General features: G+C 62.7%; 23 protein-coding genes and 2 pseudogenes. 11 read left to right on the top strand and 14 right to left on the bottom strand.

Annotated features, from left to right (window positions below):
- The first annotated feature begins 88 nt into the window (after positions 1-88).
- From RHBS_RS03020 to RHBS_RS28685, 8 genes are all read left to right on the top strand, one after another.
- Entirely contained in the window at positions 89-505 is a 417-nt protein-coding gene (locus RHBS_RS03020; RefSeq protein ID WP_128644784.1) for an excalibur calcium-binding domain-containing protein, read from the top strand.
- A 207-nt stretch (positions 506-712) separates the two neighbouring features.
- Positions 713-1,420: a hypothetical protein gene (locus tag RHBS_RS03010; RefSeq protein ID WP_145977464.1), complete on the top strand. Its 708-nt coding sequence runs from the start codon at positions 713-715 to the stop codon at positions 1,418-1,420.
- Between the two features lie 71 nt (positions 1,421-1,491).
- Entirely contained in the window at positions 1,492-1,878 is a 387-nt protein-coding gene (locus RHBS_RS03005) for a hypothetical protein (RefSeq protein WP_128644782.1), read from the top strand.
- Positions 1,879-1,969: 91 nt separating this feature from the next.
- Positions 1,970-3,268, top strand: coding sequence for a hypothetical protein (locus RHBS_RS03000; protein WP_121872997.1), 1,299 nt, complete (start codon positions 1,970-1,972; stop codon positions 3,266-3,268).
- Positions 3,269-3,360: 92 nt separating this feature from the next.
- Positions 3,361-4,380, top strand: a complete 1,020-nt coding sequence (locus RHBS_RS02995) for a diiron oxygenase (RefSeq protein ID WP_121872998.1) — start codon at positions 3,361-3,363, stop codon at positions 4,378-4,380.
- A gap of 45 nt (positions 4,381-4,425) precedes the next feature.
- The gene (locus tag RHBS_RS02990) at positions 4,426-6,024 is read left to right on the top strand and encodes an FAD-dependent oxidoreductase (RefSeq protein WP_128644781.1); all 1,599 of its coding nucleotides are present in this window, start codon (positions 4,426-4,428) and stop codon (positions 6,022-6,024) included.
- Between the two features lie 191 nt (positions 6,025-6,215).
- On the top strand, positions 6,216-7,025 hold the full coding sequence (locus RHBS_RS02985) for a hypothetical protein (protein WP_121873000.1): 810 nt from the start codon (positions 6,216-6,218) through the stop codon (positions 7,023-7,025).
- Positions 7,026-7,114: 89 nt separating this feature from the next.
- Positions 7,115-7,801 (top strand): hypothetical protein, encoded by a 687-nt coding sequence (locus RHBS_RS28685; RefSeq protein WP_183130481.1) that lies wholly within the window; start codon positions 7,115-7,117, stop codon positions 7,799-7,801.
- A 2-nt stretch (positions 7,802-7,803) separates the two neighbouring features.
- On the opposite strand, the gene RHBS_RS02975 is transcribed toward RHBS_RS28685, so the two are convergent.
- From RHBS_RS02975 to RHBS_RS02915, 14 genes are all read right to left on the bottom strand, one after another.
- Positions 7,804-9,039, bottom strand: coding sequence for an ATP-grasp domain-containing protein (locus tag RHBS_RS02975; protein ID WP_187298340.1), 1,236 nt, complete (start codon positions 9,037-9,039; stop codon positions 7,804-7,806).
- A gap of 5 nt (positions 9,040-9,044) precedes the next feature.
- Positions 9,045-9,368 carry a hypothetical protein gene (locus tag RHBS_RS02970; protein WP_128644780.1) on the bottom strand — a complete coding sequence of 108 codons (324 nt, stop codon included), beginning with the start codon at positions 9,366-9,368 and terminating at the stop codon, positions 9,045-9,047.
- 723 nt (positions 9,369-10,091) lie between these two features.
- Positions 10,092-11,060 (bottom strand): hypothetical protein, encoded by a 969-nt coding sequence (locus RHBS_RS02965; protein ID WP_128644779.1) that lies wholly within the window; start codon positions 11,058-11,060, stop codon positions 10,092-10,094.
- A 23-nt stretch (positions 11,061-11,083) separates the two neighbouring features.
- Positions 11,084-11,305 carry a hypothetical protein gene (locus RHBS_RS02960; RefSeq protein WP_128644778.1) on the bottom strand — a complete coding sequence of 74 codons (222 nt, stop codon included), beginning with the start codon at positions 11,303-11,305 and terminating at the stop codon, positions 11,084-11,086.
- A gap of 5 nt (positions 11,306-11,310) precedes the next feature.
- Entirely contained in the window at positions 11,311-12,417 is a 1,107-nt protein-coding gene (locus RHBS_RS02955; protein WP_121873004.1) for an acetyl-CoA carboxylase biotin carboxylase subunit family protein, read from the bottom strand.
- Entirely contained in the window at positions 12,414-13,541 is a 1,128-nt protein-coding gene (locus RHBS_RS02950) for an acetyl-CoA carboxylase biotin carboxylase subunit family protein (protein WP_121873005.1), read from the bottom strand. The genes RHBS_RS02955 and RHBS_RS02950 overlap by 4 nt, the downstream gene beginning before the upstream one ends.
- A 32-nt stretch (positions 13,542-13,573) precedes the next feature.
- On the bottom strand, positions 13,574-14,017 hold the full coding sequence (locus RHBS_RS02945) for a GNAT family N-acetyltransferase (RefSeq protein ID WP_128644777.1): 444 nt from the start codon (positions 14,015-14,017) through the stop codon (positions 13,574-13,576).
- Positions 14,018-14,022: 5 nt separating this feature from the next.
- Complete coding sequence (locus RHBS_RS29630; protein WP_236745333.1) at positions 14,023-14,421, bottom strand: hypothetical protein; 399 nt, start codon at positions 14,419-14,421, stop codon at positions 14,023-14,025.
- On the bottom strand, positions 14,418-14,780 hold the full coding sequence (locus tag RHBS_RS29625) for a trans-aconitate 2-methyltransferase (RefSeq protein WP_236745332.1): 363 nt from the start codon (positions 14,778-14,780) through the stop codon (positions 14,418-14,420). Before RHBS_RS29625 ends, RHBS_RS29630 begins: the two co-directional genes overlap by 4 nt.
- Positions 14,781-14,792: 12 nt before the next feature.
- Complete coding sequence (gene leuD, locus RHBS_RS02935) at positions 14,793-15,281, bottom strand: hypothetical protein (RefSeq protein WP_121873008.1); 489 nt, start codon at positions 15,279-15,281, stop codon at positions 14,793-14,795.
- Positions 15,278-16,519: an aconitase family protein gene (locus RHBS_RS02930; protein ID WP_220709162.1), complete on the bottom strand. Its 1,242-nt coding sequence runs from the start codon at positions 16,517-16,519 to the stop codon at positions 15,278-15,280. The genes leuD and RHBS_RS02930 overlap by 4 nt, the downstream gene beginning before the upstream one ends.
- Entirely contained in the window at positions 16,516-17,637 is a 1,122-nt protein-coding gene (locus RHBS_RS02925) for a hypothetical protein (protein WP_220709163.1), read from the bottom strand. Before RHBS_RS02925 ends, RHBS_RS02930 begins: the two co-directional genes overlap by 4 nt.
- 68 nt (positions 17,638-17,705) lie before the next feature.
- Complete coding sequence (locus RHBS_RS02920; RefSeq protein WP_183130482.1) at positions 17,706-19,046, bottom strand: LLM class flavin-dependent oxidoreductase; 1,341 nt, start codon at positions 19,044-19,046, stop codon at positions 17,706-17,708.
- On the bottom strand, positions 19,046-19,999 hold the full coding sequence (locus tag RHBS_RS02915) for an isocitrate lyase/phosphoenolpyruvate mutase family protein (RefSeq protein WP_183130483.1): 954 nt from the start codon (positions 19,997-19,999) through the stop codon (positions 19,046-19,048). The genes RHBS_RS02920 and RHBS_RS02915 overlap by 1 nt, the downstream gene beginning before the upstream one ends.
- 1,095 nt (positions 20,000-21,094) lie before the next feature.
- Between RHBS_RS02915 and RHBS_RS32060 the strand changes: the two are divergent.
- The 3 genes and pseudogenes from RHBS_RS32060 to RHBS_RS02895 all read left to right on the top strand — a co-directional run.
- Positions 21,095-21,196 (top strand): annotated as a pseudogene (locus RHBS_RS32060) (DUF2786 domain-containing protein); the annotation flags it as partial.
- A gap of 76 nt (positions 21,197-21,272) precedes the next feature.
- Positions 21,273-21,788: a hypothetical protein gene (locus RHBS_RS02905; protein WP_237668958.1), complete on the top strand. Its 516-nt coding sequence runs from the start codon at positions 21,273-21,275 to the stop codon at positions 21,786-21,788.
- A gap of 21 nt (positions 21,789-21,809) precedes the next feature.
- Positions 21,810-23,425 (top strand): annotated as a pseudogene (locus RHBS_RS02895) (AMP-binding protein).

The raw sequence follows: 23,425 nt of genomic DNA, 5'->3' as shown, positions 1-23,425 counted from the left end.
TCGGAGTCATGTACCTGCGCTCGTCGCCCGCGCGGGTCGCAAGGTCTGGGCGGTACCTGCCATCGCCGTCCTCCCCGCATTGTTCGTGATGGGGCTGACCACCACCACCGAACCCGAGACCCCGACCGCCATCGCGCCGGTCGCGGCCGTGCCCGCGTTGCCGACCGTCACGACGACCACTGTGCCGCCGTCGACCACCACACCGGCCCCGACCACGACGACCGCGGCTCCGACCACCGAGCCGGTCGCCGCCGTCGTCGAGATACCGACGACCACGGAATACATCCCGCTGCCCGAGCCCGAACCCGTGTTCATCCCCGAGCCGGTGTACACGCCGGAGCCCGTCTACACCGCCCCCGCGCCCTTGGCCGCAGTGCCTCCCGTGGTGACGTACGAAAATTGCGATGCGGTCCGTGCGGCGAATGCAGCGCCGATCTACGCCGGTGAGCCGGGGTACAGCACCAAGCTGGACCGCGACGAAGATGGCGTCGGCTGCGAGAACTGACCTCGGTCAACCCACCAACCGCCGCGACGCCACCTCATCGGCTCGCTACACGGGACGGGCGCAACCTCGGCCGCGGGCGGCGGCCGCCCCGCAGAGCTGCATCGCCGTGCATCGAATCCGGCTCTTCCTGCGTCTGCGGGGTCGTTCCTTCTGCGCTGAGGGCACGGATCGACGAAACCGGACATGCCAACAGATAAGCTGACAGCCATGGGATCGAAGCGGCCTGCCAACCGCGGACAGAAACGTGCAGAAAAGACCAAGGCCCGGCAACGGCGTCACCAGCAATCCCGACCGGCCCCGACCGGTGCCGTCACCGAACGCATCGCCGACCTGATCGACGGTTTCGTCGAGTGGCTCGACGAGAGCGAGATGTCGGAACAATCGGAGGCGATCTCTCGGCTCGTGTCGTCGACACTGACCCAACTTGCCGGTGCTCGTCAGGGCTTCTCCCCCAGCGCTTGGCTTCCTGCCGATGCGCACCTGCTGGTCGATGCGGCCGAACGCATCCTGCAGGAGGAATCCGACAGTGCGGAGGACACCGCGGTCAATCTCGTTCTCACCTCCCTGCAGTACCTGACCTTCCTCGATGAGACCGATCTTTGGGACGGCAGCCCCGAGGACTACGCGCACTGCATGGAAGACCTCTCGGACTTCCTCGAGGGCGACGAGCCCGACATGCTCGACGCCGACGACATCGACCTGCCCGACGTTTCCCTCGCCCAGGAACTTGCCGCGATCTCGGCGCTGCCTCTCCTGCCCGCCCTCGACGACATCGTCGCGCGTGTGGCCGACGGATTGGCGGTGGGCGACAACGCCGACCTGCAGCACGCCGTCGGCTCTGCCCCGCTCGATCCCGCCCAGCTGCATGTGGGTGCAGCGGTCGATTACTGGTCGACGCTATCGCCACCGAACTGATTCGCATCGACGGAGATATCGCCAGGCCGGGAGACAATGCACATTCGCTGGCCGGCCGTGGAGCCGAGACCGTGCACGAGCTTGTTGCCGAACACGTCCGCGTGCAGCTGTCGGGAGATGGCGACGATCCCGACGTGTCACGGTCGTTGGCCAACACGTTCGCGGTGCAGACGCTTCTGGCCGCGATGACCGACGAGCTGCCGATCAACAACGAGGGCGAGGACTACGCCGAGCTCGAAGGTGAAGATCTGCGTACGGCGCAGCTGATCGACCACCGGGTTCGATCCCTCATCGAGCAGGGCATCCTCGTCAGAATCGAGGAGGTTCTCGCCGTTCCGCACGCGTTGCGTCCGGCGGTACTGGACGGTGTGGCCGAGGCGCAGCCGTTCGGTGTGATCGACGAGGAGTCGCAGGACGACCCGCTCTACGGCTCGGTCGAGGATTCGGCGTCGTCGTGACGGCCCCCGCGAGCGCCGAGATCGTGTCGGTGGTCGCCGCTAGCGTCACCGACTGTGCGTTACGGCAACGCGATCTGGGTAAGGAGCCGACATGAGCGATTCACTCGAGTTCGACTTCGATGTCGATGCTGCCTGGATGCAGTTCCAGCGCAAGCTCGGCGATTACGTCAGCGCGATGCGCGATGGCGATGCGCTGGTGATCGAGTCGCGTTACGACACCACCGACGGCGTGCCCGATACCGCCGCCTGTGTGCAGTTCTACGCCTGGGATCTCGATATGGTCCGCTGCGAAATTCCGTCGAACGAGCACCTGCACAGTGGCCGTGCCATCACCGCTGAGCAGCGAGAAGCGCTGAGCCAACTGGGATTTCGCACGTCGGTCGATTCCGAGCCCACGGCACCGCACGTCGACCGCAATCGCTCGTGGTCCGATGATCTGGCGAAGAAGACCGTCGCGGTGTTTCGCGATATCTGGGGCCTGCCCCACCCGTCCTTTCTGGGCTCACGCGCCACCGGTCGCTACGACGTCCCGAACTTCGACGCCACCACCGCCGAGTCCGACACGACTGTCGTCCCATTGTGTGTGCAACCGAAGGGCAAGGAACACCTACAGCAACTCGTCGATCGCGCCCTCGAGCCGTGGTTCGGTTTTCCGCCGGATCACGACCCCGACGGCGACATTCCCCTTCGGTTCGCGGGCGGCACCGCCTACGTGTCGGTCAAGCCCACCGAACCTGTGGTCGAGATCAATTCGACGCTGGTCCACGCTGTGTCGGGACGAACCCGCGCAGCCGAGTTGCTGGTCGATCTCAATCTGCAGCTCCCCGACGTGATGCTGCACCTGGTTCAGGACTGCGTCGTCGCGCAGGTGCGGGTGAGCGGGTCACCCTTCGTTGCCGATCATCTGCTGTGGGCAGTGCGGATGCTCAGTCATGTGTGGGAGCAGGTCGACGAGAAGTTCGCCGAGGATTTCGGCGGCGCACTCGGGGAACCGACGCCGCCGATCGACGCGGACGACTTCCCGGACGGCCTGCTCGAACTGGTCGAGCTCCTTGCCCGGCCCGAAGAATCCCTCGACCTCGACACCGTCCTCGGATGCTGCTCCTCCGATCGCGAGGTCGTCGTCTCCTACCTGCGGATCAGCGCCGAGCAGGAGGCGTCGTGGCGCGGTATGGCCGTCGCCGCAGATCTCGGTGACGAGCACTGCGACGTCGACGAGGCAGACCGAGAAGCCGGCAAATGGGGCCGCGCCGTAGCTGCTCTGCGCGAGGTACTGCGCAGCACCCCCGAGCAGGTCACGCCGGTGGTCGATCCGTCGGCGATCCAGTTGCAGCTGTTCGAGACCGACGAGGTGGCAGAGATCTCCGACGAGCGTTCGGACGAACAGTAGACGGCAGCCGAACAGGAATTTTCCCGCACGCTTCCCTTTCGTGTGAACTGGGGTTACATTAACTCTATGTTCGCACCTCGTTTGGAGAAGCCATGACACTGACGACAGGCACGACGTCCGTTTCGGTCGACACCGACGCCACGGACGAACAGCAGTACAACGAGACACTCACCCTGCTGTCCGAGGGTTCTGTGCACAAGCACTTCGATCCGTACGTCGACATCGACTGGGAGTCCGAGAAGTTCGCGGTACCCGCGAACGATCCCCGCTGGGTACTCCCCGCCAAGACGGACCCGATCGGTGGCCACGCCTGGTACCGCGCATTGCCGCTCGACAAGCAGATCGAGATCGGCATGTGGCGTCAGGCCAACGTCGCCAAGGTCGGTCTTCAGTTCGAGAACATCCTGATCCGCGGCATGATGCAGTACGTGTTCTCGCTGCCCAACGGCTCGGCCGAGGCACGCTACTGCACACACGAATCCATCGAAGAGTGCAACCACACCCTGATGTTCCAGGAGATGGTCAACCGCGTCGATTCCGACGCCCCCGGCATGAGTCGGCCCATGAAGATGATCTCGCCGTTCGTCCCGCTGTTCGCCACGCTGCTGCCCGAACTGTTCTTCGTCGGCGTTCTCGCAGGCGAGGAGCCCATCGACCACATTCAGAAGTCGGTCCTGCGGTCCGGTGAAGAAATACACCCGATCATGCAGAGCGTCATGGCCATTCACGTCGCAGAAGAAGCGCGGCACATCTCGTTCGCGCATCAGTTGCTGCGTCGTCGCGTTCCCAAGATGTCCAAGGTCGGGCGGTTCCTGCTCTCGCTGGCCTTCCCGATCACGATGCGCATCCTGTGCGACGTCATCGTCATTCCGCCGAAGAAGTTCTGGACGAAGTTCGATATCCCGAAGCAGGTCAAGAAAGACCTGTTCTGGGGCACCGAGGAATCCCAGCACGCGCTGCAGGACTACTTCGGAGACGTACGCATGCTGGCCACCGACACCGGCATGATGAATCGCGCCGCCCGGCTGATGTGGAAGCTGTGCGGAATCGACGGCAAAGCGTCACGTTTCCGCAGCGAACCCGACCGCAGTTCCAGCCAGTTCGCCGCATAGCCCTCTCGCCGCTCAGCCTTCTTGCCTCTGCCGTCAGGAAACCTCATGCCCCACGTCGTCACCCAGTCATGTTGCAGCGACGCATCGTGCGTCTACGCATGCCCCGTCAACTGCATTCATCCCACTCCCGACGAGCCGGACTTCCTGACGGCGGAAATGTTGCACATCGACCCGCAATCGTGTGTCGACTGTGGCGCTTGCGTGTCGGCCTGTCCCGTCGATGCCATTGTGCCGCAGGCAAAACTGACCGAGGCGCAACTGCCGTTCCTGACGATCAATGCGGATTTCTACAAGCAGGAGCGCCCACCGCGGCCCATCCTGGCCCCGGTCACCCCGGCAGCATCGGTATCGAGGGATCGTCAGCCGCTTCGAGTCGCAATCGTCGGATCGGGCCCGTCGGCCATGTATGCGGCAGATGAGCTGCTCACCCAACCTGGCGTGCGCGTCGATGTCTACGATCGGCTTCCGCAACCTCACGGTCTCGCTCGACTCGGCGTCGCACCCGATCATCAGAAGACGCGTCAGGTGTCCCGATTGTTCGAGACGATCTCCGCGCAAGAGGGATTCGAATACCACCTCGGCGTGGAGGTCGGCAAGGACGTCACCCATGACGAGTTGATGGACACCCACCACGCCGTGATCTACGCAGTCGGAGCATCATCGGATCGCGAACTCCGCATTCCGGGGGCCGAATTGCCCGGGCGCAGTTCGGCAACCGACTTCGTCGCCTGGTACAACGGCCACCCCGATCACGCGCACCGCACGTTCGACCTCTCGCACGAGCGCGCCGTCGTCGTCGGTAACGGCAATGTCGCACTCGACGTCGCCCGCATTCTGACGATGAATCCGGATGCGCTCGCTCAGACCGATATCGCACCGTACGCCTTGGACGCGTTGCGCCACAGCGCGGTTCGCGAAGTGGTCATCGTCGGCCGACGCGGTGTGGCACAGTCCGCTTTCACCGTGCCCGAGTTCGCCGGATTGCTGACCGTCCCCGATATCGACTTGGCCATCGACCGCAGCGAACTCGCACTCGATCCGGTCACCGTCCGACTCGCCGCGACCGACGAACTACCCCACGCCGTGGCGCAGAAACTGCAATTGCTTCGCCACGTCGACGAATCCCCCGAACACAGCGACGGCCGCAAGCGAATCACTCTGCGCTACCTTCTCTCCCCCACCAGGATCCTGGGCACCGATCGCGTGACGGGTATCGAGTTCGACCGAATGGGCCTGTCCGCGGACGGCGACGACGTGGTCCGCAGCACTCCGACCGGTGACGTGGACAGCATCGAGGCCGGACTCGTCCTCACCTCCATCGGCTACCGCGGTGTCGCGCTCCCCGGAGTTCCGTTCGACGACCGAGCCGGCATCATTCCCAACACCGGTGGCCGTGTGTTGCAGGAATCCGGTGGACAGACTTCGGTCGGCAGCTATGTCACCGGTTGGATCAAGCGCGGTCCCTCTGGATTCATCGGCACCAACAAATCCTGCGCCCAGGAAACCGTCGGCCATCTGGTCGACGACTTCAACTCCGGCCGCCTGACGGATCCGATCGAGCTGCCCAGCACCTGGCCGACCGGGGCGAACCGAGGCACGCTGCGACGCTCGAAGGACAAGTTGCTGGCCCTGCGCCGCTCCTGATCGCTCAGCCCCCCCCCCCGGTTGGATCAATGCGCCTTTCAGTCACTCCAACTGCAAGAAAGCCACATTCATCCAGGTGACGAAGGCCGCAGAACCAGGGAAAGCGGCGTGAGGTTGAAGCGTCTACCATCGGGGTAGCTACAGTCATCGGCCACCGATTCGCGGCGGGCCAACACCTCGAGGAGCACGAGATGCCGGCCCTGCGACGCATCTTCACCAGGACTGCTGTCCCGATTGTCGGTATCGCTGTGGCGTTGGTGTGCGCGGCACCGGCCCAGGCTCTGCCGACGCCCGGCGACCTCGCCGATGTCCCGGCCCGAACCTCGATTTCGTACGAAGACATCCCGACGGGGACATATGTGGGCAGCGCGGAGGACAACTCGGCGCGCCCGGGACTGTCGACGGTCAAGCTCTACATGGCCGACTACGTCGTTCGCTTCGGCGACGGTTCGCCCAGAGACCTCGACCTGGCCGCCAGGATGGTCCAGGTCAGCGACGACGGTGCCGCTTCGACGCTCGACAACAAATACCCCCAGGCGATTTCGGCAACCGCTGCGGAATACGGACTCACTTCTACCTCGCGGGGCGGTTTCTGGGGCAACTCGTCCACGAGCACAGCCGACACCGTGCGATTCCTGGCGGCGAAGAATCGCACCGATCCCGCCAGCCCCGTTCTCGCCTGGATGAACACCGCGGCTCCGGTGGCACGCGATGGAATGGTTCAGGACTGGGGCACCAAGCAGTTGCCCGGCGTGACCGGGAGCAAGTGGGGCTGGGCCGACGACCGATCGAGTGTGGTCGCGTCCGCGTCGATCGGCGATGGCTTCGTCATTGCATCCAATACATACGGACCGCCCCGATCCAACACCGACGACGTCATGGCGGGCCTCGGCGGCATCGAGTTGACGGCACCGCCCGCCGCCGCCCCTGTACCGAATCTTCCCGTGATTCCCGGCCTGCCGTCGGTCGAAGAATTGCTGCAGATGCTCGCTCCTCGCTGATACGTTCGAAAATCTGTCGGACCCCTCCCCTACTCTGCGATCTACCGAAAAGTTCGGGGACCACACCGGGGGACGTGGAGGGGACGACGATGAGTCGTATCGATTTGGACAGTATTTTCAAGTACTCGCGCTCGACAAACGTGCGGCAGGATGCCGACCCGAGCGAATTACTGGACAGCGGAATCGGTTTCGCTCAGGTGATGCCGTCCTCGAAGGACATGGTTCGGCTGATTGCGAAACGCTTGTCCGCTGCGGACGCAACCGATCCGGCGTGCTCGGTGCACGATCGGGCGGCGATAACACTCTACGGCGCATTCGACACGGCTTTCGAGAACGGTTGGCAGCCTGCCGAACTGGTACACGTGACGCGTCAGTGCGCCGGAGGCGACGGCACAGTGGTCATGGTCGAGGCCATCGGATCTCTCGCCTGTCCGTCACTGTTGCTGGGGCGTAACTTGTTCAGGAAAGAAATCCTTGTCCCGCCGCTCGACACCGGACGCGACATCGCGACCCGGTTCTCCTCCGTCGCAGCTTCGATACTGAAATCGGTGGACGCTGACACTGGAGGCATCGACTACGCCTGTCGGGCAGCAGTCAGCGCCGTTCTGGCGGCAACGGACCTGTGGCCCGACGACCCGACGGCTCGAAGCGGCGGACTTCGTCGATCGAATCGCCACGCTCGTGTTGGGCCTGCTGGACGCCTTCCTGCGGCGCGGGAAGGCGGCCTCGACGGGGACGAACCGATCTTCGCCACGCTCGCGTGGCTGAAAAAGTAGTTCTACGCCAGCACGGTTCTAGATCGGAACCAGGCGTCTAACGTCACTGCGGCCTCTCGGGCCTGTGACCAAGTGTCAGCCGCGAACACGGCCCGCCCGGCCCTGGTGTTGGTGTCCGCCACTGCTTCCATACTGTCGCCTGGGCGAAGTTTAAGCTCCGCGTCAACAACTCCTGATCGTCCCATGATCTCTTCCACCGAAGGTAGGGTCACGATGGTTCCTGGATCGGTCCGCAGGTCCAGATTACCGAAGACCAACCCTGGCGACCGATCAGCGCGAAAGGCTTCTTCGACACCGAGCGCAGCTGCAGCCCAGGCCGAGTGAAGGTCGACTCCCGTTCCCCGCCGAACCATCTCGTCAATTCGGCCGCCCCCGACGCGGCCACCGATCTCGCCGAAGACCACCGACCCGTCGGCTTGCTCGAACATCTCGGCATGAAATACACAATCCTGTAGATCGAGTGCGGCGACCACCTGCGCCATGCACGTCTCGGCAGCGAGAGAGACGATGTCGGAACGTTCGGCACCGAGCATGGCCGAACCGCTCAATTCCCCGTCGTACACGCCGATCATCGGTGCGAAGTATCGGGAGGTGCACACGCTGCGCAACGTTCCATTTCGGACGACGCCATCGAGGTGGAGTTCGTCGCCAACGACGAAGGACTCGCACAACCACGGACGGGGGCGTGCACGAGCACTCCACCCGCGCAGGTCGTCCGCACTGCGGATCATCTCGGTATCACCCGCACCTGCACCGTCTGTAGGTTTGACCACGACCGGGAGACCACCCACCCGAGCCACCGCCCCCTCGAGGTCATCTGGTGCGACGAACACCTCACTCGACGCCACCCGTATCCCTGCGTCCAGGAGTGCGCGCTTCTGAGATGGTTTGTCGCGCAGCAGGACTGCGGTACGTAGCGGTAGCGATCGGACACTGACCGCCGATCCGATGACCGATGCCGCCACGAGCCCGAACTCCAGGGCGCTGGTTACGACATCGAACTCTTCGACCCTGATGCCGTGACGGGACAGTCCGAGCATCACATCCTCCGCATCTGCGGGGTTCCGGACCGCTACCGCTGCGTCCACCAGAGCACCCCCGGACAGTTTCGCCGCGTGTTTGACGCTCGCTACGCAGGTCACGCTCGCCCCGAGGTCACGAAGCGCGTGCAGTGCACGGTCGGGCTTTCCACCAACGAGCAGCACTCGGTGACCGTCGCATCGTTCTCGTCCGGGCATCGTCATCAGCTTCCTTTCGAGTTGGTCACCGATTCGGCTAGCCGATCGATGAAGGGACCGTCGGTGGCGGCGAACCGCCCGTGTTCGTGGACTGCCATCGACTGGGAGTATTCGATTCCGGCTTGCCGCAGCTGCTCTCGAACGCCGAACGACGGCGAGGCGATCGGAGTCAGGTCCACGTCGGGAACTTCGACCGGGTGTGGAGTCGAAGCATCGACGCCGGAGTCGGCCCGAACTGCATCAACTCGGCTCTTCACTGCAGGCCAGTAACCGGTCATTTTTGCACCGCCGAGAACTCGCGGATCCCCGAGCAACGAAAGCAGTGCCATGTTCGAGTTGTGGTCGAAGACGTCCGCCTCGATTGGGTCACACGGTCGTAGTCGTCCATCCGGTCCTTTCCGGCGTCCGTCAGCGTGCGCCAGAACGCCTTTCGACCACCGTGTGAGGGGGTCGGAACCGGGTCCATCCGAGCGGTCCCGTACAAAGCTCACCAACTCGTCGAAGGGAACATAGGTCGTGCGGCCGGACTCGCTCATCCCGGCAGCACGTTCGACCGTAGACAGAATCAGCATCGACGACACTGCGTGGTCACGTCCCCAACTAGCCGCGTTGCCGGCGTCCAGGTCAGCGCCCGATGCACCGGGAGGCGGGCCGTTGATCGGACCAACGCTGCTGACGACCGCGTGCTTACGCTTCTTGTTGCGCGTGCTCAACCGAAGTTCGGCGAGGTCCCCCCCGCTCGTCGAGGTACCACCACGCATAGGGTCGCCAACCGAGATCCGACAAGTTGACGTGCGTGAGGCAGAGCCGCACATGGTGTGTGTCCGGCTCGCGTGCCTGCAGACGACCCGCGTACCAGGACACTCGTACTCGGGGAAAGAAGACGTTGGGGCTCGCGTGCGGAAGTGTGGCGATCACGTCGGTCGACGAGCGCCACCGTGCAAGCGTGGCGTCGTCGAGTCCGAGACTCTGTAGTGCCGACTCAGGCGCCGCAGGGTCGACGTAGTCGCCACGTCTGGATCGCACGAATTCGATCAGCTGCTCTCCGACCATCACGACGGGATCGACACTCCTTCGTACTTTCGATCGACGAAGTACCACCCGACGCCGAAGACGACGAGGACCACCGCGAGCACCAACCATGATTGCGCTGGGCCACCTACGTCGACAATCCATCCGGCGACCAGCGAAAAGCCCCCTTTTGCAAGCCCGGCAACGCAATTGCGCATCACCGTGAACTTCCCGACCTCGTTTTCGGCCGGTGCCTGATTGGTCAACACCTGCATCGAGATCACGTGGGCTGTCAGAACCACCGCAACAAGGAAAACCAGTAACAGCACCAGCGGCGCCCACGTTGCCGCCCCGAGCCCAACACACAGGGCCGCTGAGGCGAGCAATCCAAAGGTCAACACGTGGCCGATCGTGATCTTCTCGGCCGACAAGGCCATACCTGCGACGAATCCGCCGAGAGTGGTTGCGATGGTCAGGGCTGCATAGAACGCACCGGCACCCGGCGCGATCACGTCCGAGAACGGAACCATCAGCGTCGATATGTAGGGAAGCGCACCACTGCTGGGGACCGAGAACACCAGTACCAGCCAGAGCAAGCGGCGGTTGGACCCGGTGAGTCCGGAACTCGTCTCGGCAGGCGACGCCTTTGCAGGGGCAGGATCGACGCGCTGCGGATCGACGCCCTCCCTCAGCGTGAATCGAATGGCCCACAGGCTCACTACGTACATCAGAGCCGCAAGCGCGAATAGCCAACCAGCCGAGCCGAGTTCGAGCAAGAGCCCGCCGAGACCACCCCCGACGAGGCCACCGACGAGTCCGAGTGACGTTGCGCGTTCGAGCACGTGACGCGCTTGCGCACCGCTGAATCGCTGCCGCACGAATCGGCCGATATAGGCTTTGTTGAGCATCTTGACTACGCTGAGCAGGATTTGGGCAGCGATGAAGAATGCAATGAGCAGCCATTCCGCACCCGCGACGAGCCAGACGACCGTCAATGCTGTCGAACCCACGACGAGCGCCCGATTGGTCCGCGCTAATGAGCGATCGGAGTCGCCGGAGTCCGCACGATTGCGGTAGAGGACACCGACCACAACACCGGGAGATACGCGAAAGCATTCACCACACCGACCACAACACCGCTGTCGGTGAGCGCGAAAGCAGCCCACAGAATGCCGACGGCCTGCAGTGTCTCGGCGAAGCTGTTGGCGAAGAAGAAGAGCAACGCGCGCTCAGCTCGAGTAGGAGTCCTTGTCACCACTTTTACCCCTTTCCTGCGACGGCTCGACGCAGATCCGCGACCGAGGAGCGTTCGACGCCGTCGAAGAACACCAGATACTCGTATTCGCACATGTTTTCTGGATCGGTGTTTCGGTCGATATTGCCGACTCCGATGCCGATGACACCTGGCAAGCTCCGCGCGGCAGACTCATCCAGTGGGGGTTCACCATTGACGCCCGGTCTTGCCATGATCAGCCCGGCGACGTCGCGAACGTCAGCGGCGGTCCGATCCGGGGCGCGCTCGGTACCAAGTTGCGCTGCAAGAAACTCGGCCCACAAATCGATTTCGTTGACCCGAAGTATCAGCTCGGCGATTCCGGTTCCGGCCGGTCGGAAACCGATTTCGCCGAACACCAGTCGACGACCGTCGTACATAATCTCTAGGTGGAAAACGCCGCGTTCGATCGCGATCGCAGAGATCACCGCAGATGCGAACAGAGACAGCTCGTCGCGGAGAGGATCAGACGCGTCCAACACCGTGGTCGATCGAGTTCCGAAGGACCGCAATACCGGACGGTCGTACTCCGAACTCTGCATCCACGCGATCGATCCGTCGCTTACGACCCCATCGCAGTGAAATTCGCGCTCGACGTCGATCGCCTCGGCCACTACCCACAGCCGATCATCGGAACTCAGGAAATCGAGGGCATCCATGTATGAGAGCCGGCGGACCCCGCGCGCCGAGGACGATGCTCGGGGTTTGACGACGACCTCCGGCAGTCCGCTCGGCCGCTCGTGGAGGAATTGCCCCGACAACCAGGTGCGAGGACTCAGGACCGCACTGCGTACTGCCATGGTCATGTGCCACTTGTCTGTGACGACGAGGGACTGCTCGAACTGCAGGCCGTCCAGCCCGTACCGAGTGCGAAGGTATCCTGCCAGCTGCATGGTGCTTTCCGAAGTAGCGACCACCCCGACGACCGGTCGGCGCGCGACGATGGCGTCGGCTGCGCGTTCGTAGTCGGCAAGAGTGTCCGACAGCGCAACCACGTCGACGAAGCGGAACCCGTCCAACCTCCCGAATGCACGTTCCAACAGCGGTTTCCGCCGACCCAGAACGAGAACGACCGATTCGACTGCCTGCATCATCCGGTCTTCGTGAATTCCGCGACGCTGCGGAGGTCAGCTTCCAGAGCCGAAACCGATGCGCGCCCAAGGATCGCGTGCCCCCAGCGGCCGTACGACCTCGTGCTGTCGCCGATCCGGGACTCAGGGAAGGAACAGTCGGCAACGTCGAAGCGCGCGCGAATATCAGCTTCACTGACTCGGGCACCCGGGTGACGGTTCAGGAACACGAATCCGAACAACGTGTCCGGAGCCTTCCGCGACTTCGGCAGCACCGGTGCACGTCCGAGTGCGAGGTCGAGCGATGCTCCATAGAGGTCGACGCCGTAGGTTCGCGCCAAGATCTCCGGCGTCATTGCACCGACCATTCGGGCTGCGACCTCACCGAGGGTGAGCGTTCCGTCCGAATCTACAAATGCTTCCAGGTGGAAGACGGTGTCGGGCGCTCCGAGTGCCGTCAGCACTTGCGTCGCGAAGGCTTCGGCGAGGCGGGTCAGCGAAGAATCGGAAGAGTCGATCGGATAGTCGCCGACCACACCGCCCATGGCCCAGTTCATCAATTGATCGAGATACGCAGACACAGCGGACCACTCGATTCGCCCGTCGACCCACACTCCGTCGACGTGGATCTCGCGACCTGACACATAGGACTCGGCGACGGTACCGACATCCGACAGGATTGGGCTCTCTGCGAAGTAGCGATCGTAGGACTGCTGAGAGTCCACCAGTGCGGTGTTGTTCGATCCGTGACCATCGGCCGGCTTGAGGACCAGGGACGATCCCATCTGGGCAGCCATCGCCGCGAACTCGGTGTCTGCTCGCTTGACGTACCTACACTGTGCGTGTGCGATCGTCGGCGGCAATGCCGCCTTCTGCAGGTATTTGTCGCGAAACCTCAGATACGTGGCAAGATCCCGGTTTCCTGGAAGGCCGTGGAGCCCACGAAGGGCGGCAACAGGAAGAACAGCTTGCTCGTGTCCCGTCACTGCAGCCGTCGGAACGAGGTTTCCGCTGGCCGCGACCGCACGAACCACCTCCGCGATATCGCTGAGATCGGACACCAGGGTGTACGCCGAACCCGCTAAATCTGCTTTGACTTTTTCGACTACGAAGTGGATGTCGACGCCGCGCTCACGGGCTGCCTCCACGAACCCCTTCCTGTACCCCAAACACAACACAGTCATCGGCGCACCTGCGCAGAAAGCGGTGCGACATAGACGTCATGGTCGGCAGAAAAGTTCCGCGATCGAACGAAACCACACGCACCGACGAACGCGACGTTGCCGGACAGGGCGTGCCGCACGGCAACGATCAACTGGTGCGCTCCAGCTTCCATCGCGCGCACACGGACTGCCGCGACTAACGATCGGCCGATACCTTGCCTGCGTACGGCAGGGTCGACGCTGAGCGAATCGAACGTGTACCCCTCGTTGTCGACACCGTGACGAACTGCACCGACTATCAATCCGTCTCGCCGCAGCACAAGCCAATCGTCCGGCCGATCGGCGATCGCCTCGGCCGTCCACCGCATCGCGGTCGGCTCGAATTGTGCACGGAACGGCTCGAATACCAGACGGACGAGTTCCGCTACCAGTCCGGCGTCTTCGCTGTCGACCGACGTCACATCTGTCACAGGCCCTGCCAGCCGTAGAAACCTTCCGACACGTACGGAAGCGAGACCGTCCCATCGACGGCGTGGGCTTCGGACAAGGCTCGAACCTCGTCCAGAAACTGCAAACCAGTGGCGGCGATCGCGCGCTGCGCCTGCGTCGACGACGAGCTCATCGTCACGAAGTCATCGACAGATATAGCTTGTGCCCAGCTGATTTCAGTTGTCGTGACCTTGACGAACACCTCCTTCAGCTCGGCTTCGATGTCGAACGAACGATAGTTTCTGCTGTACCCGGGTGACCGCTTCTCGAGCAAGGTCTCGTATTCCTCCGCGAACCCACCTACCCCGAAGTTGCGGTTGTTCTGCACGATCGCCAATACCCCACCAGCACGTAGCCGCTCACCTGCGAGCGTCAAAAACGTGCTCGGTCCATCCACTGGTAGGCCTGCGCGGCTATGAGCGCATCAACGCTTCCGCGTTCGGCGAGATAGTCCTCAGCGGTCCCTACCATCCAGTGCACGTCGGGAAACTTCGACCGTCCCCGCGTGACCATGTCCGACGAGATGTCAACCGCGTGGACCGCAGCCGTTGATGGGAGCAAGGGAAGTAGCGTCTCGAGGGCGATTCCGGTTCCAGCTCCAGCATCGACCACCAGCGGCGAACGCGTGTCTCGAAGAGACTCGACCACCGGACCGAACAGTTCAGCCGGATAACGCGGCCTCGTACGGTCGTAGCTCTCGGCGAGGCCGTCGAACTTCGCATCGATCTCGGGCATGTGACTTCCTTTCTACAATGAGCGAGCGAGAGTACGCAGCAGCCCTCCTGCGCGCACCATCTCGATCAGCATCGACGGTGGTGGCACGAAATCCACGACTACGTTGCCGTCGCGGTCGAGAATGTGCCCTTGATCAAGGTCCAGCCCGACAGAGTCGTGACCGACCAACAACGCGGTATCCACCTCGATGGCAGGCACCGCGAGATTCCAGCAGTTCCGGAAGAAGATACGCCCGAATCTGGGGGCTATCACCGCTGTGAATCCGGCCGCAGCCAAAGCCGATACGGCCTGCTCCCGAGAACTGCCGATACCGAAGAGCGAGTCACCGACCAGAACGTCCCCCGACCGCACCGTGTCGACGAAACCCGGCGCGAACGCCTCGAAAGTGTGTGGTGCAAGCAGGTCCGGGTCGGTGTGCATATGTTTGTACCGAGCCGGAATTATGTCGTCCGTCGATACCACCCCGAACAATCGTCGAACGCCGTGGACCTCGGTGCTCACGTGATGTCCTTCAGAGTCGGAATCGCACCCACGAGGGCCGACGCTGCCGCAACTATCGGCGTGGACAGATAGATGTCGGCATCGGGATTCCCCATGCGACCTCTGAAGTTTCGATTCATCGTCGACAGCACATTGTCCCCCCTCGCAGGTAGGGGACCCTGCGTTCCCACACACGCCCCACAGCCGGGCGGCGTCACGACGGCACCTGCCTCCATCAAAGTGTCGATGTAGCCCAAGCGCGCCGCGTCGCGGTAGATGTCTATGGATCCCGGTGTGATCACGAATTGTGTTCCAGCAGCTACTTTTCGGCCCCGCACGACCGCAGCGACCTCGGCCAGGTCTTCGAGACGGCTGTTCGTGCAACTGCCGATGAATACGTAGTCCACGCGCGTGCCTGCAAGTTCGGCCAACGTCGCCGAGTTGGCGGGCAGGTGCGGACGCGACACTACGGGTTCGATTCCGTGGATGTCACGTCTGATCGTGCGCTTATCGGGGGTAGTCCCGACCGGCACGTCACCGTTCAGGTCTTCGAGGAACACGCACTTGGCGCCCAGTTCGACGCCGAGGCTCGCCATGCTTGCCCGGCCGTCCGGCGTCAGCGACCTGATCCATTCCCCGACGAACTCGACCGATCTGTACAGGAAGTCGTCCTGGCCGACATCGGCCAGTAGATCGATCAATACATCTCGCGGACGAGTCAGTGGATGTGGGTGCCCGACGAACTCCACCACCACGGTCTCGGGCACGCGGAGCCATGTCGCACCCGAAACCATCGCCGCAGTGATATCCGAGGCACCCATACCCAACCCCATGGCACCGAAAGCGCCACCCACACACGTGTGCGAGTCCGATCCCAGTACCAGCTGCCCCGGCGCGAACCAACCCAACTCGGCCGCAATCACGTGGCTGATTCCCCTGCCCCGAGCTTGAACGTCGACCCCAAGTGCCGCAGCGAACTCGTCAGCCTCCTTCATTCGATCGGCCATGTCCACGTTGGCCACCAGAACCGAGTGATCGAATACGAAGCTGACCTTGGCTCGATCGAAGACGGTCGAGAAGCCATGATCTGCGTACAGCTTCGCGATGGTCGGCGCATTCCCGTCCTGCACATAGACCCGGTCCGGGCTCACAGTCACCAGCTGGCCGGGCACTGGCATGGCATCGGACTCGGTACCCGTCCGATGTGCGTGGATGATCTGGTCGGCCATCGGGCGACCCGCAACCAGACTCACCGTCACTTGGCCGCGACCTCTAATGGTCGCTCGATCAGCGCGGCGATGGTCTCGGCGGACAACGCACCACCGGAATCGATCGAGGACTGGCGGACGCGCTCCAGCAGTCGGTCCAGCTGATCGTCGTCCAAGCCGTCGGCTGCGGCGCCGAGAACACTCTTGATGACGCCACGGCCAGAATGCTTCCCGACCAGCAGGTGGCGCTCACCACCGACAAGTTCCGGAGGGAACGGCTCGAACGTTGAGGTGTCCCGGAGCATGCCAGTGGTGTGTATACCCGATTCGTGGCTGAACACGTTGCCCCCGACGACGGGCTGCCACGGAGCGGTCGGAGCACCGCATGCATCCGCCACTATGCGCGCCAATGCCGTCAACTTTTCTGTGTCGATACCAAGGTCCACTCCGTACCACTGTCGAAGACTCATTACGACCTGAGCGATGTCGGCCATGCCTGCCCGCTCGCCGATACCGTTGACCGTGACATGGAAGTACCGCACTCCCGCCTCGATCGCGGCAAGTGTGTTGGCCACCGCGACGCCGAAGTCGTTGTGGCAGTGAGCCTGCAGATCAAGATCAGTAGCCTGTTTGACAGCAGACACGCGCTCGCCGTATTGCGACGGTGAGAGGATTCCGATGGTATCGGACAGACGCAACCGATCGGCTCCTGCCTCGGCGACCGCGACGGCGTACTCCTGCAGGAAGGGGATTTCGGTCCGGCCGATGTCCTCCGCGCTGATACTGACGAAACTGCCCTGGTCCTTCGCCAACTTCACCATGTCGCGCGCTGTAGCGAGCAACCACGTACGGTCCTTGCGCACTGAATTCGCGAGGTGATTGTTGGACGTCGGCAAACCGATGTGAATTGCTTTGAAACCGAGGTCGATGCTGCGTTGGATATCCGAGCGCACTCCTCGATTCCAGCCGATGAGCGTGACCTCGTCACGCCGCTCGAGCATTGCTTGCAATGCACGAACTTCCTCCCCACCCATCGCCGGAATGCCTGGTTCGATCCACCGCACACCGGCGTCGATCAGCGCGTCGAAGATCTGAAGCTTCTTCGCCGCGGACAGCGCCACTCCCGGCGTCTGCTCGCCGTCGCGCAGTGTCGTGTCTTCAAGAATCAAGTTCTCGTGCATATAAGCCCCGTTTCTCAGGTATCGAAAATTCGTACTTTTTTGTTGTGGAAAGAAGTTCACGCCTCTGCGTGAACGCGCTTGCCGACCGGCCGCTGCAATCCGAGCTTTTCCCGCAGCGTTCCCGGCCCGTATTCCGCGTCGAAGAGCCCACGTCGCTCGAGCCGTCCGACGACGTGTTCACCGAACTCAGACAATCCGTCAGGAAGCAACGGCGGCATCACGTTGAATCCATCTGCCGCTCCGCGAACGAACCACCGTTCGATTTCGTCCGCCACATGGTCGTAACTGCCCACAAGAGTGAGGTGCCCTCGGGATGTGGTCATGTGTTCGTACAACTTTCGGATGTTCCAGCCCCGTTCGTACGCCAAGTGCTCGATGAGCTTGCGACGGCTGGTATTGGCGTTGCTCGCGGGTAGCACCGGCAGCGGACCTTCCGGGTCGCAGCCGCTCAGATCGAAGCCGCCGACCAAATCGGAGAGCATACTGATCCCGAACTCGGGCTCGATGAGAGCCTGCAGTTCAGCGACCTTCTCGCACGCCTCGGCGTCGGTCTTTCCCAAATAGGTTGTCAAACCAGGCAATACGATCACCGCAGAATCGTTCCGCTCGAAGCCTGATGCTCGCTCATCGATGTCGGCCGTGAACGCAACTGCCGACTCAATATCGGTCTGAGCAGTGAATACGATATCTGCGGTGCGAGCGGCCAACTGACGCCCAGCATGCGAAGCACCTGCCTGTACGAGGATCGGATGACCTTGCGGTGGCCTGGGTACATTCAGCTCCGCATCGAGGTCGAACACAGACCCCCTGAACCGAACGGGGTGCCTTTTGCGCGGATCGTAGAAGAAACCCGAACTCTTGTCGGACTCGAACGCGTCGTCCTCCCATGTGTCCCAGAGCTCCCGCACCACGTCGACGAATTCCTCTGCGCGCGAATAACGATATGCGTGCTCGGGATGCGCCGGTAAGCCGAAGTTGCGTGCCGCCGCAAGCTTAGAGGTGGTCACCAAATTCCAGCACGCCCTGCCGCCGCTGATCAGATCCAGGCTCGCATACTCGCGTGCGACGTTGTACGGCTCCTTGTAGGTAGTGGACGAGGTGACGACGAGGCCGATGTCATGACTGTGTGTCGCCAGGGCACTCATCAGTGTCATCGGCTCGAACGATGCCACGCGACCGCCCCGCCCCCCGCGGTCGTCATTGAACACAGCAGGTGCATCCGAGAGAAACATCAGATCGAAGCCGTAATGCTCTGCGGTTTCGATCATCCGTACGTGATGGCGGAAGCTTCTGGTCGAATCCACGCTGGTAGTGGGATGACGCCATGACGCCGCATGGTGCCCGGTTCCATACGAAAGGTACGCTCCCAGCACCATTCGTTCACGTCGCTGGGCCATCAGAGAACCCTCGCGAACTCGGGACCCCTCGACTCGTGCAGCCCTTCGGTAAGATGTAACAGGTCATGTGTTGCAAGACAGTGTGGTTCGGCTTCAAGCGCCCTACCGTTGTCCAGGATAGACTGTGCGACAGACTCCATCGCAAGTAACGATGCACGGAACATCTGATTCGCGTATATGACGAGATTGATTCCAGCCCTGATCAGTTCGTCCTCGCCGGTGCCGGGATAAGCCGTTGGAATCGCCACGAGCGGTGTATCGGGATGCCTGACCCGAAGCTCACGCGCAAGGCCGATGACCAGGTTTTCGTCCGAACTCCGGCTGTGAACGACCAACCCATCGGCACCTGCGGCGACGTACGCGGCGGCACGAGCCAGAATCTCCTCTCTCGGCAAGCCCGTGATCAGGCCTTCGAGGCGTGCGATGACCATGAAGCCATCGCTGGCCTGCGCGGCCTTCCCGACGGCGATCTTTTCGGCGAACGCGTCCACACCCGCCATTGTGTGCAGATCGTCGCCGGAGAGCAACGAGTTCCGCTTCTCGCCTGCCTTGTCCTCGATGATTACTGCAGACAGGCCTTCCCGTTCCATGTGCCGGACGCTGAACGCGAAGTGCTCACATCGCCCTCCGGTATCACCGTCGATGATCAGGGGCTTCTTGGTCAGAGCGACGGTCGCTGTTGCCCATTCGATCCGGGATCGCGGATCGAGTAACTCGGTGTCTGGCAACCCACGCAACGCCGAGTCTGTGAGTGAACTCGACCAGAAACCATCGAACTCTCGATTGGAGCCGCGCGAACGTTCGGCAATGATTGCTGCAGCCGGACTGTGCACCTCGATTATTCGGCAAAACCCGTTGTCCTTCAGTGCTTTACGTAGAAGTCCGGATCTCTCCAAATTTGAAACAGGCTCCACTGAGCCCCCCTTCTGCGAACGTTGGCGCGGACGTGGCATAGCTGACATGTCCGGGGCGTGAATTCGAGCAGAAGCCAATACTAAGCACAACGAACAGGTCTCGTAAACCGTACGAGTGGTCTTTTATCGAGATTTTACCTACCGGTGGTTCAACCGTGGGATTGGTTGTCCATCAACGAATCCGCCGCTAGGGCCCAGTCCGCGCACAGACGGCCGGGCCGGCATGCAATCTTGAGATGTGCGGAGTCGCCTGATATGCCTCGGCAGTCACTTCTCTGCCTCTGTGGCCACGGACTGCCTGCCGCAGTACCGGATTCGTCACACCATAAGTGCGGTGTGCCCACTCGTAGAACGTGCTGATCGCCACCAGATCCGACCTGACGGTGCCACCTGCAACCCGTACCGGGTTCGCAGTAACAGTCATCCTCCAAAACTTGAACGTATCTGTCTGGCCGGAATCTGCCTCATACCAACAGCATTCGATCGCGTCGAGGAAGCCCCGCCACGTCGCGAGGGTGAATACATACTTACGTAGCGTCCCTGCTTGCAGCTAAGCATCCGAGGCGAAGCGAAGAACACGTCGACCTCCGGCACGCAATGACCATCCGTCCGCAGAAGAAACGGCTGCCCCGCACGCGTCCCATGCCTGCGAGCGCACTCCGGCAGCGTGGGCAACCCGACCAGAACCGGATGGTCGACCAAATCCGCCGGCGAACCAGCTGGATCGCACCAGAACACCTGCCACCGACAAAGATCGACCATTACGAACCACCGTATCGGCAAGCACCACGCTGGCGACCGGAATCGGTCAAATCGACTGCCACAACAACACTTCACTGGCTAGAGACCTTCGGCGCACACGCGGAGCGAAGCTCGGCCGAACGCCTCGCTCCGGATTCCTGGCGTGATCAATTGTCCTAGCTGCACATCGACTACGCAGGGGGCACGACGGCAGAGCGCCTTCAGCGGTGGCGGTCGTACAACCGCCCAACGTCGGCGCAGTCCTGGTACACCCTGTTGCTCGTACTCGGTTGCTCGACGTGGCTGTTGCCCCTCGACAAGCTCCTGCCTCCTCCGGCCCAATGGACCGCACAGTCGGCAGCGACCGGCCCCGGACGAGCCACGGACTCGAAGATGCTCGGCAGAATCCGAGGGCTGCTGGCCAAGGCCGAGTCGACACAATTCCCCGCCGAGGCCGAGGCGTTATCGGCCAAGGCCCAGGATTTGATGACGCGCTACGCGATCGACAGCGCGCTTCTCGATACGGGGAACCCTCGGAACCCGTATCGACGATGTCGTCACTCGACGCATCATGGTGAGCAATCCGTACTCCAAAGCCAAACTTCCTCTGCTGCACAGCGTATGTCGCGCAAACGGCGCCAGGACACTGTGGAAAAAGAAGTACTTGCTGGCCACCGTCATCGGCATGCCCGTCGATCTCGATCTGTGTGAACTTCTGTACACCTCGCTACTGGTCCAATCGGCACGCGTACTCGACGAGGTCGGCGAATCCCCGACTGCGCGGACACGCAGCTTCCGCAACGCATTCCTGATCGCATACGCCCATCGAGTCGGCGAACGACTGCAGGACGCACGTAAGCGAGCTACTGCGGCGGCAACACAGCAGCACGGTTCGGCTCTGGTGCCCATCCTGGCGAAACGTTCCGATGCCGTGGACCGTGTGTACGCTGCCCGGTACCCATCGACGAGAACGATCACGTTCGGCAGCGACAATGCACAGGGTTGGCTTGCCGGCCGGGCCGCCGCCGAACGCGCGGACCTTACCGGTGGGCGCGAACGTCTCGACAAATCCGATCTGGCCTCGTGAGTGCGCGCTACATTGACTGCCATGACCGGTCTCGATACTCCCCTGACGCCCCTTCGCTTCCTCGAACGCGCAGCGGAGGTCCACCCCGACAAGACCGCGGTGGTGGACGGGCCGAGGACATTCACCTACGAGCAGTTCGCAGCCGACGTCACCCGGCTCGCACACGCACTGCGCGCGTCGGGTGTCGGCCACGGAGATCGAGTGGCTTACATCGCGTCCAACTCTGCAGAGCTGTTGTTCGCGCACTACGCGGTTCCACTGGCCGGCGCCGTTCTGGTCGCGATCAACACCAGACTGTCGCCCGCCGAAGTTCGCTACATCTGCGATCATTCCGGTTCGGTTCTGCTGGTTGGCGATTCGGACCTGCTGACCGGACTCGGAACAGATCCGATCGCCGACTCGGTCCGTGAGATCGTCGAGACACCCTCCGTCGACGCACGTACGCCGAGCTGCCGCACACCACTCGATACGACGCCTTCTTCGAACGTGGCTCGGACGATCCGATGGAGTGGGAGGTCGACGACGAGACCTCGACCATCACGATCAACTACACCTCGGGCACCACCGGTCGACCCAAGGGCGTCATGTACAGCCACCGCGGTGCCTACCTCAATTCGCTCGGAGAACTGCACCACCAGGGATTCGGGATCAATACTCGTTATCTGTGGACGCTGCCGATGTTCCATTGCAACGGGTGGTGCACGACGTGGGCGATCACTGCTGCGTCGGGCACACATGTTTGCCTTCGCGGTGTCCGCGGCGATGCGATCTGGTCGGCCATCGACGACGGCGTCGACCACCTCGCCGGGGCACCGACCGTGCTGACCACTCTTGCCACTGCGGCAGAGGCGCATTCGCTCGATCGACCGCTGACCATCGTTACTGCTGGCGCTCCTCCCAGCCCGACGATCATCGGCAAGATCCGTGCGTTGGGCGCGACGCTCGTACATGTCTACGGCCTCACCGAGACCTACGGTCCGTACTCGGTGTGCGAGCCGAAGCAGGAATGGCTCGAGCTCGACGGTGACGAGCAGGCTCGACGCTTGGCTCGACAGGGAGTCGGCATGCTCACTGCCGACCGCTTGCGCGTGGTACGCGAAAGATCCGGTCCGGGTGGAGCACTGATCGACGTCGAGCCCGACGGCGCGGAAATGGGTGAGATCGTCATGCGCGGCAACAACGTCATGAAGGGGTACTACAACGACACCGCAGGCACGACGCAGGCCTTCGCAGGCGGATGGTTCCATTCCGGAGACCTCGGGGTGATGCATCCCGACGGCTACGTTCAACTACTGGATCGCGCCAAGGACGTCGTCATTTCCGGCGGCGAGAACATCTCGACGATCGAGGTCGAACAGGCACTTGCGAGCCACCCCGCCGTTGCCGACGTCGCGGTGATCGGGGTACCGGACGACAAGTGGGGTGAACGGCCCAAGGCATTCGTGGTGTTGGCACCCGGCGCGGACGCGTCGGAGGCAGACCTCGTAGCGCACGTGAAATCTGCTATCGCCTCGTACAAAGCCCCGCGTGCAGTCGAATTCATCGTCGAGCTGCCGAAAACATCGACCGGCAAGATCAGGAAGAAGGAGCTGCGCGACGCGGAGTGGGGCTCGGCGACGTCGAAGATCAAGGGGTAG

Source organism: Rhodococcus sp. BS-15, from assembly GCF_000813105.1.
Lineage (GTDB): Bacteria > Actinomycetota > Actinomycetes > Mycobacteriales > Mycobacteriaceae > Rhodococcoides.
This window is presented reverse-complemented; position numbering and strand designations above follow the sequence as displayed.

Bases quoted from the DNA above. Each gene is read 5' to 3' on its own strand.
- RHBS_RS03020 (WP_128644784.1), top strand. From the start codon at position 89: ATGGGGCTGACCACCACCACCGAACCCGAGACCCCGACCGCCATCGCG.
- RHBS_RS03010 (WP_145977464.1), top strand. From the start codon at position 713: ATGGGATCGAAGCGGCCTGCCAACCGCGGACAGAAACGTGCAGAAAAG.
- RHBS_RS03000 (WP_121872997.1), top strand. From the start codon at position 1,970: ATGAGCGATTCACTCGAGTTCGACTTCGATGTCGATGCTGCCTGGATG.
- RHBS_RS02995 (WP_121872998.1), top strand. From the start codon at position 3,361: ATGACACTGACGACAGGCACGACGTCCGTTTCGGTCGACACCGACGCC.
- RHBS_RS02990 (WP_128644781.1), top strand. From the start codon at position 4,426: ATGCCCCACGTCGTCACCCAGTCATGTTGCAGCGACGCATCGTGCGTC.
- RHBS_RS02985 (WP_121873000.1), top strand. From the start codon at position 6,216: ATGCCGGCCCTGCGACGCATCTTCACCAGGACTGCTGTCCCGATTGTC.
- RHBS_RS28685 (WP_183130481.1), top strand. From the start codon at position 7,115: ATGAGTCGTATCGATTTGGACAGTATTTTCAAGTACTCGCGCTCGACA.
- RHBS_RS02975 (WP_187298340.1), bottom strand. From the start codon at position 9,039: ATGCCCGGACGAGAACGATGCGACGGTCACCGAGTGCTGCTCGTTGGT.
- RHBS_RS02970 (WP_128644780.1), bottom strand. From the start codon at position 9,368: ATGGCACTGCTTTCGTTGCTCGGGGATCCGCGAGTTCTCGGCGGTGCA.
- RHBS_RS02955 (WP_121873004.1), bottom strand. From the start codon at position 12,417: ATGATGCAGGCAGTCGAATCGGTCGTTCTCGTTCTGGGTCGGCGGAAA.
- RHBS_RS29625 (WP_236745332.1), bottom strand. From the start codon at position 14,780: ATGCCCGAGATCGATGCGAAGTTCGACGGCCTCGCCGAGAGCTACGAC.
- RHBS_RS02920 (WP_183130482.1), bottom strand. From the start codon at position 19,046: ATGGCCCAGCGACGTGAACGAATGGTGCTGGGAGCGTACCTTTCGTAT.
- RHBS_RS02915 (WP_183130483.1), bottom strand. From the start codon at position 19,999: ATGCCACGTCCGCGCCAACGTTCGCAGAAGGGGGGCTCAGTGGAGCCT.
- RHBS_RS02905 (WP_237668958.1), top strand. From the start codon at position 21,273: ATGGTGAGCAATCCGTACTCCAAAGCCAAACTTCCTCTGCTGCACAGC.